Origin of the sequence: Limisphaera ngatamarikiensis, from assembly GCF_011044775.1 — a bacterium.
Taxonomy (GTDB): Bacteria; Verrucomicrobiota; Verrucomicrobiia; order Limisphaerales; family Limisphaeraceae; genus Limisphaera; species Limisphaera ngatamarikiensis.
Genome location: NZ_JAAKYA010000043.1, coordinates 1 through 12,592, shown reverse-complemented (window position 1 = coordinate 12,592; position 12,592 = coordinate 1). Strand labels below are relative to the sequence as shown.

Annotated in this window: 9 protein-coding genes; 4 read left to right on the top strand and 5 right to left on the bottom strand. The window is 63.8% G+C overall.

The window, feature by feature from the left end:
* Positions 1 to 2: 2 nt before the first annotated feature.
* From G4L39_RS06490 to G4L39_RS06470, 5 genes are all read right to left on the bottom strand, one after another.
* Positions 3 to 581, bottom strand: a complete 579-nt coding sequence (locus G4L39_RS06490; RefSeq protein ID WP_165106835.1) for a hypothetical protein — start codon at positions 579 to 581, stop codon at positions 3 to 5.
* On the bottom strand, positions 578 to 1,009 hold the full coding sequence (locus G4L39_RS06485; protein ID WP_165106834.1) for an AAA family ATPase: 432 nt from the start codon (positions 1,007 to 1,009) through the stop codon (positions 578 to 580). The genes G4L39_RS06490 and G4L39_RS06485 overlap by 4 nt, the downstream gene beginning before the upstream one ends.
* A 659-nt stretch (positions 1,010 to 1,668) precedes the next feature.
* The gene (locus G4L39_RS06480; protein ID WP_165106833.1) at positions 1,669 to 2,685 is read right to left on the bottom strand and encodes a hypothetical protein; all 1,017 of its coding nucleotides are present in this window, start codon (positions 2,683 to 2,685) and stop codon (positions 1,669 to 1,671) included.
* Positions 2,686 to 2,723: 38 nt separating this feature from the next.
* Complete coding sequence (locus G4L39_RS15905; protein ID WP_240893844.1) at positions 2,724 to 7,661, bottom strand: Eco57I restriction-modification methylase domain-containing protein; 4,938 nt, start codon at positions 7,659 to 7,661, stop codon at positions 2,724 to 2,726.
* On the bottom strand, positions 7,658 to 10,591 hold the full coding sequence (locus G4L39_RS06470) for a helicase-related protein (protein WP_165106832.1): 2,934 nt from the start codon (positions 10,589 to 10,591) through the stop codon (positions 7,658 to 7,660). The genes G4L39_RS15905 and G4L39_RS06470 overlap by 4 nt, the downstream gene beginning before the upstream one ends.
* 474 nt (positions 10,592 to 11,065) lie before the next feature.
* On the opposite strand from G4L39_RS06470, the gene G4L39_RS06465 reads away from it, so the two are divergent.
* From G4L39_RS06465 to G4L39_RS06450, 4 genes are all read left to right on the top strand, one after another.
* Complete coding sequence (locus G4L39_RS06465) at positions 11,066 to 11,284, top strand: hypothetical protein (protein WP_165106830.1); 219 nt, start codon at positions 11,066 to 11,068, stop codon at positions 11,282 to 11,284.
* 17 nt (positions 11,285 to 11,301) lie between these two features.
* Complete coding sequence (locus tag G4L39_RS06460) at positions 11,302 to 11,529, top strand: hypothetical protein (RefSeq protein ID WP_165106829.1); 228 nt, start codon at positions 11,302 to 11,304, stop codon at positions 11,527 to 11,529.
* Positions 11,530 to 11,763: 234 nt separating this feature from the next.
* Positions 11,764 to 11,988: a hypothetical protein gene (locus G4L39_RS06455; RefSeq protein WP_165106827.1), complete on the top strand. Its 225-nt coding sequence runs from the start codon at positions 11,764 to 11,766 to the stop codon at positions 11,986 to 11,988.
* Positions 11,989 to 12,222: 234 nt separating this feature from the next.
* Positions 12,223 to 12,585 carry a hypothetical protein gene (locus tag G4L39_RS06450; protein ID WP_165106825.1) on the top strand — a complete coding sequence of 121 codons (363 nt, stop codon included), beginning with the start codon at positions 12,223 to 12,225 and terminating at the stop codon, positions 12,583 to 12,585.
* Positions 12,586 to 12,592: the final 7 nt, after the last annotated feature.

Here is a 12,592-nt window from a genome sequence, read left to right as displayed (position 1 = left end):
CTTCACCCTTTCCTTCCGTCCGCCATGGCAGACCGCCCTGAACCTCCCGCCACCATGGCGTCGTAGATCTCCAGAATCAGCCGCTTGGTCCGGTACTCGCCGAAACGCTCTTCGTCTTTGCGGCGGACGATGGGGAACTGCTCCAGGATGTATTCCACCGCGCGGCGCGGGGTTGGGAACAGCGCCTTGAGCTCGGGCGTCGCTTCTCGCTCCCACTCATCTGGTGTGCCAAGATAAAGCAGGAAGAAGAGCGCGTCCAGCTCAGCCCGCAGCCGGGCGCGGCGCTCCGGGTCGTAGCGGAAAGGCGGGCCATCGTAGCCCAGGTCGCGGGCGAAGGGCGCCAGGTCCCAGGCGGTGTAGGTCAGCTCCAGTACCCGCGGGCGGATGAAGTCGGCGATGGTGGGAGGCGAATGGCGAATGGCGAATGGCGAATGGCGAATGGTCAGTGGCGAATGGCGAATGGTCAGTGGCGAATGGCGAATGGCGAGTGGCGAATGGTCGGATTGCCAAGCGAAGGGCAGCGGACGGTCGAAGGTCTCGGGCGGGAGGACGGGGAGCTGCTCGAAGATGAAGAAGTTCAAGTGGGTTCCGCCACCTTTTCTGGCGGGCAACGCAGTCGAGAGGGAAGCACGAGAGTGTGGCTGAGAGAAGGACCTTTAGGAGCGTCGGTGAGAATGAGCGGGTAGTTGCGAAACTCGGGAAAGGTGCGGTAGTACTCCTCGAGGAGCGCATCCAGCTGAGAGAGCGACAGGTCGGCCAGGCGGTCGTCATCAAAGCTCAGGTACACCGCGCGCTGCGGGCCCAGGGCCTGCTGCTGTTCCTGCTGCAGCTGGCGCAGGAAGGTGGTCTTGCCAACCCGCCGCATGCCCAGCCCGGTATGCACCTTGTTGCGGATCGCCGGAAGGCGTGTGTCCCGCCGTGTCCAGCCTTCTACCGAAACCGGCTCCAGCCCCGCCGTCAGCTTCTCTTGGAGCACCGGGTGCAAAGCCACGCCCCAAGCCTGTCGCATCCCTGTCCTTCTGACAAGGACAATGTTCGTCACGTCTGTCCTGCTGGCAAGGCCAGCTGGTGGTGACGACCCGGCCGGGCCCGACCGCACCCGCCGCCGGTCCGGAGGTCGGTAAGCGCCCGAAGCGTCCAAGTTTTGGACTCTTTGGCGCTCATGGATCGCCTTCACCCTTTCCTTCAGTCCGCCATGGCAGACCGCCCTGAACTTCCCGCCGCCATGGCATCGTAGATCTCCAGAATCAGCCGCTTGGTCCGATATTCGCCGTAGCGCTCTTCGTCCTTGCGGCGGACGATGGGGAACTGGTCGAAGATATATTCGACCGCTTGGCGGGGAGTCCGGAAAAGCGCCTTGAGCTCCGGTGTCGGCTCCCGCTCCCCGGACGTGCTACGGAAGAGCCGGACGAATAACGAGCTTGGTCCCTCCAGTCACGGTACACCGGCCCCGTTCACCAAGGAGCCGATGAAGGCGTGATCATCGTCCGGGATGCGTGCGTGCAGGTCGAAGATGCAAACAGTCATCTCCCTCCTACTACACCGCTCTAACGAATTCCCCGGGCCTCTTGCCGCCATTAATATTGTGACTAACCGGGGCTGCCGGACGCCCATCGACTCCAATGCACCACGCCAGAAGCTAACGCAATCTGGATGCCCCCTACCAACCTATGTCCAACCATCTCCCCCTTCTTGGCGCGGGCAACTGATCGTTATGCCCCCGTCACCGAACCTTCCATTTCCTCCCAGCGCATGCCATAGCCCGTCTTGAGTTCGTGCGTCCCACACCCTCGCCACCGAAGCTCCCATGCTTTGGGCCATCAACAGGAGCCCGGTGATCACTACCGACGTGAACCACCGTACTGTCCGGTTCCAGTAATACGGATGCGCCATGCCATGTTGAGAGGGTAGCAAAGGCCTGTACCGGATCGCTTCTGAGTAGTGCCACAATACATCGTACCAATAAGCACGCGTCGCGTCGGGCAACTTCTCTCCTTTCCTTTTGCGAAAGCTCTTTGTCAGGTGATCTTCGTGCGCATTCCTCAGCGCCGCCTCCACTATTTCTACATAGTGCGCTTTTCCCGTTGTCGCCCGGTAAAAGCGCAGAATGTCCCCCTCTAGCGACTCTTGACCCAACATCTGCCACCTCGCCCGAGCCACATCTGGCACCTCGACGTTCCGTGTCGTCGCCGCCAAACAGAATGGCAGACCCAGTGCCCGCATCCCTTTCGGCCACTGGACACTCATAAGACCTTTGTCCTTCCCAAATATCCACTGCCGCAGCCGCCCACGGCTAATTTTATAGCGCTCAGTTTGATTTACCAAAAGTTTAAGGCACCGCTCCACCACGTAGAAGCACAGCACGAAATGGAATGTCTGCAGATGAACTGACGCTTGGTTCTTCCCAGGGAAGAAGTTGATGTAATGCTGCCAGTCCGCGCCCCATAGCTCTTGCTCGAGTTGAAACACATAATCGCTTTCCCAATCTTCTACCACCGTGCTGAGCACGCTCCTGCCACCCTGTAATCCGCCTCTCACTTTCCGGGAGTACTCCTTGAGCACCTCCGTGATTGTCAGGCTAGGGCTCACCGACAACTTTGTACCGCGAATGCAGGCATGCAGGGCCGCGGCCAGCCACCCGTTAATCCAATCCCACCGCTTCTGAGCTTCCTTCACGCGGCTCATTCCATGCTCATCCATAACGGGGACTCGAGCGAAAGGTGTCATTTGCCGCTCACGAGCTTCTCCCATGCCTCTAGGACCAGGCGCTTAGTGCGGTATTCGCCGTAGCGCTCTTGGTCCTTGCGGCGGACGATGGGGAACTGGTCGAGGATGTATTCCACCGCGTGGCGCGGCGTGGGGAACAGCGCCTTGAGCTCGGGCGTCGCTTCTCGCTCCCACTCCTCCGGCGTGCCCAGATAGAGCAAGAAGAAGAGCGCGTCCAGCTCGGCCCGCAGCCGGGCGCGGCGCTCCGGGTCGTAGCGGAAGGGCGGGCCATCGTAGCCAAGGTCGCGGGCGAAGGGCGCCAGGTCCCAGGCGGTGTAGGTCAGCTCCAGCACCCGCGGGCGGATGAAGTCGCCGATGGTGGGAGGCGAATGGCGAATGGTCAGTGGCGAATGGCGAATGGCGAATGGCGAATGGTCGGATTGCCAAGCGAAGGGCAGCGGACGGTCGAAGGTCTCGGGCGGCAGGACGGGGAGCTGCTCCACGATGAAGTCAGAAAGGTGCGTGCCGCCGAGTTTGTTCCGGGAAACGTAGTCGAATAGAAAACTGTTAAGCATGGCGAGCAATGCGAATGCTGTAGGTACAGCCTGCGGCATGGCAATGCGGATAGTGAAGTCGGTCCCCACCCGCGGGATGACGGCGGCGATGACGGTGCGCTCGTCCGTGGATCGAGCTATGTCCCGCCAGCCGAGGAGCCAGCCGCGGTCCCAGCCTTTGGCGCGCAGGCGCGCTTCCACCTCGGCCTCGGGCACCCAGTAACGGGGAAGCACACGGTAGTCCGGGTCGGCAAGTCGTTCAAGGGGCACGTCGGGCAGGTGCGTGTCCTTCGAGCCGTGCGGCTGCATGGCGTAGTCGCCGAAGCGGTGGTCGAACTGGTGGATCATCTTCGCTTCGTACATTGCGCACGAACCAGCAGGTTGCGGTAATCCGGGTTGGGCCCGGCAGCAAAGCGCGAGAACCTCTGTTTTGTTCATGTCGAAGAATCGTCTAATTCGATCGCGTAGGCCCCACGGGTTTCCCGCACCGGCCCGGCCCTCGTCCACGAGCACCGGCACCCGCCGGTAGATGTGCTTGGTGAGCTCCGCGTCCCGCCGGCTGCGGAAGATGGGCGCGGTCCGGGTGTTGGGGTTGAGCAGGCGGAAATCGTCCGGCGTAAGGGTGAACCGGCGCTCCGGGTCGGCCAGGTCGCGGGCCTCGTGGCAGAAAAAGGCGAATTCGGCGAATGGCGAATGAATCATTAGGGGCGAATGGCGAATGGCGAATGGTGGACTGGAAGGTGGCGCGTGGTCGCCTGCCCTGCGGAGGGTGAGGAGGCAGAACTTGTAGCTTCGGTGCACCGCTGGGAAGATTGCCTGTCGGTTCTCAAAGTCGAACAGGCTCACCAGCTCGCCCCGTTCGACGAGGTCGGCGAAGAAGAACTTGTTGGTGTCGTCGGTGGCGATGCCGGTGGGCACGATGACCCCGGCCCGCCCGCCCGCGCGAAGCAGGCGCCGCATGCGCTCGGCAAAGACCGAATAGGTGTTGATGTCGCCCCGGCCGGTGAGCGGATACTGGCCCGAGCCGCGCAGAAAGCGGCTCACGCTCTCGGCAGCGTGAAGTGCCTGCCGATAAGCCTGCCATAGATCAGGTTTGTGCTGCCTGAGACCCTCGATGAGCCGTTTGCGCTGGGCGGCCGTGGGGGCGTCGGCCACCTGCGCATCTCGCGCGGCAAAAAACTCCTGCTCTTGCAGCTTGATGCGCTCCCACGGCGGATTGCCCAGCACCACGTCGAAGCCGGCGAGTTGGGAGTGGCGAGTGGCGAATGGATCCTGCCCACCATTCGCCATTCGCGATTCGCTATTCGCTTCCCCATTCGCCATTCGCCATTCGCTATTCGCCACAAATACTTCGGGAAACTCCAGCGGCCAGTGGAAGAAGCGATGAGCAGCGGCGAGTACATCGGCCTTTGCCTGGGCTTGGGGATTCTGCCGTCCGGCCAGACGATCCACGACCGTTTGGGTGGTGATGGCCGATTCCATTCGCCATTCGCTATTCGCCATTCGCTCGCTATTCGCCATTCGCCACTCGCCATTCGCCATTCGCATCCCCTCCCCTTCCACTCGCTGCTCGCTGCTCGCCACTCGCTTCCCTTGCCCTTCCGCTCGCCGCTCGCCGCTCGCCACTCGCTGAAAAAACGCCGCCGTCCAGAGGTTGCAGGCCTCCTGGAGCCGGCGATGCTCGCGGTCGCTGCGCTGGCGTTCAAACAGTTCCTTTTTGTTTCGGACATGGGCGGGGGAATCGTCGGCGATGGCATCGAGCGCTGCGTGCTGCTGTGCCAGGGCCGGCAGGGCGGCCCGGGGATGCAAACCCAGGCGCAGCTGACCTTGTTGCAGGTCGCGCCGCTCTTCGCGGTTGCGCTTTTTGAGGAGGGTCGCCACGGCCTTTTCGTCGGCACTCACCGGCTCGAAGGCTTCGTCGGGGATGCCGGTCTCCAACACCGCCAGGTCGAAGACGCCCACCAGCGAATCGCCGCAGCGGATGCGATGGTCGAGGAAGGTGAGCGGTTTGCCTTCGCAATGGGCTTCGAGCCAGAGCGCCACGCGGCAGAGCTCCACCGCCAGGGGGTTTTTGTCCACGCCGTAGATGCAGTGGGCGACGACGTCGCGGGTGGCCTCGCGCACGCGCTCGGGTGCGGGTTCGTCTTCACCGGTTCGGATTCTTGCCAGTTCCTTGCCGAGCCGGCGGGCGGCGGCGAGGAGGAAGTGGCCGGAGCCGCAGGCGGGGTCGAGGATGCGGAGGGAGAGGAGGGCGTGCTCGGCGAATAGCGAATAGCGAATGGCGAATGGGGTGCGGGACCAGGCTAGGGCGAGTTCTTCTTCCGTTGGAGGCTGCGTTCCAAGCTGTTCAGTTGCTTGCCGATCACCTGGAGATTGTCGAGGATCGGCTGAGCCGCTTCGGGCGGACACAGGTGGATTTCCGAGCTGAGGATGAGCAGTGTCTCCAATTCTGTCCGGCTCCCGTTGGCCTGACGGAGGAACTGAATGAACTCCGCTGTGTAGCGGCGCCCCCAACCCTCGGCGATGTTCGCCGGAATCGAGACCGCTGCCCGTCGCATCTGGCTGGTCAGGCCGTAGAGCTCGTCCCGTGGGAAGTCCTGCGTGAGCCGGTAGACTTCCTGCGCAATGGCCATGGCCAGTTTCCAAACTTCCAGGTCGCGATAATCTTGGAAAGACTTCATGGGTGAACCTCATTTGGATCGCCTTTGGAACCATTCGCCACTCGCCATTCGCCATTCGCCATTCACCATTCGCCATTCGCCATCCACCATTCGCCATTCGCTGCTCCCCATTCGCCATTCGCCTGGCTTCTGCGAGCCGTTCGGCAATCACCGGGTCCAGGGCGGATCGGACGAGTTCCGCGACGAGTTCCGGTGGCGTGTAGTAGGAACCGGTGCTCTTGCGCTCCGAGCCGAAGACCAGGTCGAACCTGACGCCACTCGCCACTCGCCATTCGCCACTCGCCCCTTCCCCTTCGCCATTCGCCACTCCCCATTCGCCACTCGCCCCTTCCCCTTCGCCATTCGCTATTCGCCATTCGCCATTCGCCAAAATCTGCGGGTGATAGTCGAGCAGGCTCTCGTAAACCGAGCCGAGTTCTTCCACGTCAAGGGCGGCGTAATTGACCCGGCGCGGCGGCGCGGAGGGCGATTCGCGGTAATACGCGAGGTGCCAGAACGCCTCGAGGAAGTCGCGGTTGGTGATCGTGTAGTCGTCCAGGTCCAACGGCTCGAACAGTTCGCCGTTGAGCGGTGGTGCACCCAAGAGCGCAGCGCATTTCTCGTCGGAAAGCACCTTCCAGAGCACCCTCAGGCTGCACCAGATATCGTCGTGCTCGGTGTAGGCGCTGCGCCGATCGACCAGCCGCCGCAGCCGGGCGACGCCGTAGTGTTCGCGGTAGAGCGCCTTGGTGCTGATCAGCCCGCGATCCTCGGAGACCAGGAGAAAAAGGAGCCGGTACACCAGGCGCAGCAGTTGGTGGTAGAACTCCCCCGGCGACAATGGCCGCGGCTCCCCGCTCGCCGCTCGCCATTCGCCATTCGCCATTCGCCACTCGCCATTCGCCATTCGCCATTCGCCATTCGCCACCATCACCCGCTGCCTCAGCGCCTGGTTGGCAGGGTGCGCGAGGAAGCCGTTCCCCAGGCGCTTGATGCACGCCTCAACGCCGTCGCGCAGGTGCTCCCGCACCCGACCGCCCTGCTCCAGAGCGTGCTGGTGATACCGCTCGAGCAGGCAATCCTTCGCGTCCGCCACGGAGCGTGGCAGGCGGCTTCTGTGGAGCAGGCGGTAGAGCACGGCAAAGTCGTTGAACCGCTGCTCCTCGAAAATCCGCTGCAGGTCGAACTCCACGTAGGCCTGGCGGCGCACGTAGGTGCAGTCGCGGAGCAGACGCAGAATGAGGCCGTTGGTGACGATACCCCAGAGCTGTTCGCTGCGGTTCAGGAATTCCTGCAGGAGGGAGTGAGGGGCCAGCCGCGGCCGCCCGGTGGGTGCCAGACGGCCCAGCTCCTGCCGTGCGCCGACGATGTGCACGGGCGGCGCGTCCTCCGCTTCACCTGCGCGATGGGAGATGGCGAAGGTGAGGCCGTCCACCTCGTAGGCCCGCGGGTTGTACCGAAGCTCGTAACCGAGCAGGCTGAGGAACGGAATCATCCAGGCATCGCGCGTGACCGATGTCGCCGGATCATCGGCGGGCAGCCGCTCCAGCCGTCGCTGGAACACCTCCCACTGGGCGCGCGCATCCGCGAAGACAGCCGCAATTTCATCGGTAAGGCCTCGCTTGCCGTCGAGCCCGAAATCCCGCGGCTTTTGGCCCGGAAGATCGCCCGCCAGGAGCTGTTCCAGAATATCCGGCCCGAGCAGGCCGCCTTCGATGCGTATGGACGGAAAGACGCTCATGGCAGCACCAACGGTTGCAGCACGAGGAGTCCCAGGAGATCGGGAGGAAACTGCGGCTTCACGTCAAGCCCGCGCACCCGCAGCGACACCGCCTGCCGGATCCGCTTGTGGCTCTCTTCCAACTCTTTTGCGCGCTCCTGGATGCGCTTTCGAATGGCGCTCTGCAATGGATGGCCCTCCCCCCACTCGCCACTCCCCTGCTCGCCGCTCGCCGCTCGCCACTCGCCTATCTGACCGAGCGCTCGCCGGACCAGCTCCTGCTTCTCGGCCTTCGAGAGGTTGGCGTCGGGTTTGGCCCCGGCCAGCAGCCGGAGCGCCTCACTGGTGTCCAGCCACTGCGCGTTCTCCGGCCGGGCACCCGCGAAGCCCACGACCAGCACCTCCTCGGACAATAAAGGCGACCGAACCTGCGGCTGTTCGACGAGGTAACGCACGCGCAGCAAAAGGAGCGTGGTCAGCACCTGGACGGCCCGCGTGCGCACGGCGCCGCAGCGCGAGACGGTGGCCTTGTCGCGTCGGCTCAGCGCCTCTTCGAAGAGAAAATGTGCGAGCGCCGCGACAAACCGGTGATTGCGCCCGAGGTATTCGGCGCCCTCGGGTGTGGGCGAGTCGAAGCTGATGAGCCATGGTTTCGGCGACTGGCGAGTGGCGAGCGGCGAGCCGCGGGCGAGGGATAGGCGGATAACGTCCGGAAGGGTCGCGAGCACCGACGGGTCGAGGGTTATGCGATAGATGCCGGCCCGTTTGGGGTCTTGCGCCACCGGCAGACCGATTCGCTGAGCCGCGGTGAGCACGAACTCGCGCACGGCCATGGGATCGCCCAGCACCGCATCGGTGGCCTCGAGTTCGCGCCGGACTTCCTCGGGCTTGAGGGCACGCTGGGCGAAGCGGGTGCGGTTGAGCCGCTCGCGCTCCACGTCCCGCTCCCACCGGCGGTGAAGTTCGGCCATCTGCGGGATCCCGAGGTTGAGGGCCAGCTGCTGGCCAGCTCCCCGCCCCCCGCCCCGCAGGAAAAGCGCTTCCAGCACGGCCTGCATGACGCTTTCGCTCTCTTCCGGCACGGGCACGTGTGTGCCCAGTGTGCGGTGGATCTCTCGCGCCTTGTCCAGCAGAACCTCGATCACCACGCCGTCCACCGGATTATCGCGTCCGAAGAACCGGATCGCCCTGACCGTCCGGGCGGGCTGGCCGTAGCGGTCCACCCGCCCCTCGCGTTGCTCGAGGCGGTTGGGGTTCCAGGGGAGGTCGTAGTGGAAGACGGCCGTGAACTTCTCCTGAAGGTTGACGCCCTCGGAGAGGCAATCGGTCGCAACGAGCACGCGGGGGCGGTCGGCTTCGATCTCCGCGATCCTGGCCTCCCGCTCTTCATCGCCCATGCGGCCGGTCACACAGACGACCTGCACGTCCTCGCCAAGCCGCTGATGCAGGTGCTGTGCGACGTACTCGGCGGTGGCGATGTAACGGCACCAGACAATGGGATGGTAGCCCTCTGTAACCAGGCGCTCGACGACCTCGATCGCGCGCTGAAGTTTGGTGTCTTCGCTGGTGCCGTGCAGTCGCCCGGCCAGGCGGGCCAGCTCCCTCAGTTTCCGGCGGTCTTCTCCGGCCAGGACATCCTCCACCGCTCCGACTGCCGGGGTGGGCGCCTCATCCTCGGTACGATCCTCGGTCGACTCGAAGACGAAGGATTGGAACTCGGGCGCTTCGTCCGACGCCGGCGCCTGGCCGGGCGGGCCATCCCGCCTGGCCAGCGCCGCCTGCGCCGCAGCCGGGCTGGACATCACACAGCGCAGGAGCGCCAGCGCACCCCAGTAACGCACCCGGCGTTTGCGCTCCTCCAGGCCCTCGCCAGTGCGCACAATTTCCGAGCAAAACGCGCAGGTGCGCTCGAAAAGTTCGCGATACGTGCCCGAGAGTTCGTAGGTCTCGTCCGCGGCTTCCCGCTTCGGGAAGCAGGTCTCAGCCTCCCAGCTTTGCTCGATGTCGCGACGGGTGCGCTGGACGAAATGGCGGGCGAGCTCAATGCGTTGGGGCTCGGTCAACTGGCCGACGTTCCATTCGGCAAACTCCGGGCGCAAAAGGCCGAGAAGCGATCGGAAGGCATCCTCGATGCCGCTGTGCGGTGTGGCGGTCAGCAGAATCAGGTGCCGATCCGGTTTCTTTGCCAGCTCGCGCAAGAGCGCGTGCCGTTCCTGTTGGCGCGCGCCCAGGGCTGCCGCGGCGCCGTGCACCTCGTCGACAATCACGAGTTCCGGACAAAACTGGAGGAACTGGTGGCGGTTGCGGTCGGTCTTCACGAAGTCGATGCTCGCCACCTGGACAGGGAAATGCTCGTAAATACTCTTGCCGGGCGGGGTCTCGCGCTCGAGCTGGCCCACGGTGCCCGAGCGGATCACAACGGGTTCGAGATTGAATTTTTCCGTCAGTTCCCGGGCCCACTGTTCGCAAAGATACGGCGGGCAGAGCACGCAGAAGCGCCGGATCTCGCCGCGGTCCAGCAACTCCCGCGCGATGAGCAGCGCCTCGATGGTCTTGCCCACACCGACATCGTCGGCGATGAAGAGCCGGACGGGATTGAGCCGCAGGGCCATGAGGAGCGGCACGAACTGGTAGGTCCGCGGCCTGATGGAGATGCGCCCGAGCGAGCGAAACGGTGCCGCTCCCTCCCGCAGCACCAGCCGCGCCGCCTGCCAGAGGAGATAAGTGCTCGCCGCGTCGGCGACGTCGTCGGCCGCCGGCATGGGAAACCAGGCGGGTGTCACGCGCTCGAAGGGCAGAGTGTAGCCGACGTGGTTCGCAAGGCCCCGGTGCACATGGACAACGTCGTCCGGCGTCCCGGTCAGGGGCCGGAGCACAAAGACATCGTCAGTGGCTGCGGGCAGCAGCACCCACTCGCGGTTGCGACACCGAACAATGCTACCGGGGTTCATGGGATCCAGCCTCGTGCCCTGCTCGGGCGTGCCAACCTGTAGCGATACACCCAAATCGCCGTTTCGGGTCCTGGATGGTTGCTTCCCTGCCGGAATTGTCGAGGACGAAGTGGTGACCGCGCAATCCATGCGCCACGATCCCGCTGAGGGTCGGATCCCGGCGGTCTGCAAATGGGGGCCCCAAAGGCCGTTCACCTGTCAGGAGCGGTCAACCGCCGGAATCCGGGAATCGCGGCACCGACCCATTGCCACAAACCTTGACGAGGATGATCCGCGAGCCGAATTTGTTGGCATGGTGGCGGCGTTGACCAGAGGCCGCGTCCAGGGCGCCCGCCGCCCAAGGTATTGGGCACGTCCCGGTATGGATGCCCACGAGGCCTTCGCTCATGCCTTCCGGGCTGTAATCGATGGCGATCCGGTCTTTTACAAAGCTTTCCCAAACGTTACCGGCTACGTCCGCAATCTGATTGGCCCATGAAAGCTGCAATTGATGAATACTGGGAATTGCTGATACGGTATGCCATCCTCTGGCCCAACAGCCCAACACCTGGGTTTTATGGTTGTGAGTACCCCGATTTGGGGGTTGAACTCCTGCGGCGTGCCATTGAGCGCGGCCGACCGCTCACCCAAGAGGAGGTCGATGCCGTCTTCCCAGAAGATTGGAAGCCTGACGACCTAACCCTGATCTTGTAAAAGGGCAGAATCCAAACTTGATCCGCGTCATTGCCAACACGAGCGAACTGGACGGCATGCTCCGCCGCGTCATTGGACGGCTCGAACAGCCCGAACAGGCCCTGCGCGCGGTCGGTAACCTCATTTACAGCCTCACCCTGGGGGCCTTCGCACATGACCACCCGGCTGTGGTCGACGGTGCCCCCGCATTTTACAGCGCCTTCCCAAATGTTACCAGCTTTGTCCGCAGCCTTCTCGGTTTATGAAAAATGACCCAGAGAACGAGTATTGGGACTTGCTGATACAATATGTCGCCCGGTGGCCTGGTGCCCCCGGCCCAGGCTTTGGCGCATTTGAGTATCCCCATTTGGGGATTGAACTCCTCCGCCGCGCGCTCGATCGCGGCCGGCCGCTCACCGAAGAGGAAATAGAAGCTGTCTTCCACTACAATTGGAAGCCTGGCACTCTGATTTGGTAATGGAAGGCACATTCCCAACCTGATGCGCATCATTGCCAACACGACTGAGCTGGACGGCATGCTCCGCCGCGTCATAGGCCGGCTTGAGCAGCCCGAACAGGCCCTGCGCGCGGTCGGCAACCTCATTTACAGCCTCACCCTGGGGGCCTTCGCACATGACCACCCGGCTGTGGTCGACGGTGCCCCCGCATTTTACAGCGCCTTCCCAAATGTTACCAGCTTTGTCCGCAGCCTTCTCGGTTTATGAAAAATGACCCAGAGAACGAGTATTGGGACTTGCTGATACAATATGTCGCCCGGTGGCCTGGTGCCCCCGGCCCAGGCTTTGGCGCATTTGAGTATCCCCATTTGGGGATTGAACTCCTCCGCCGCGCGCTCGATCGCGGCCGGCCGCTCACCGAAGAGGAAATAGAAGCTGTCTTCCACTACAATTGGAAGCCTGGCACTCTGATTTGGTAATGGAAGGCACATTCCCAACCTGATGCGCATCATTGCCAACACGACTGAGCTGGACGGCATGCTCCGCCGCGTCATGGGCCGGCTGGAGCGGCCCGAACAGGCCCTGCGCGCGGTCGGCAACCTCATTTACAGCCTCACCCTGGGGGCCTTCGATTTGAGCATCGGCCAGCGCCCGGCCGCATGGTCGCCGCGCCGCGACGGCACCGTTTCCAAGGGCCGCTGGTTCGGCGCGGGCCCCCGGGGTCTGCTTTCCTTGCGGACGGCGGGGACGCCGTCCCTCCCGTGGGACCTTGTGGGAGGCACAGTCCCCTGTGCCCGATATTCTTGCGGACCGCGAGGACGCGGTCCCTCCCAGCCTGTCGGAGCTCGCAAGGGCGCCCTCTGATTGGGGC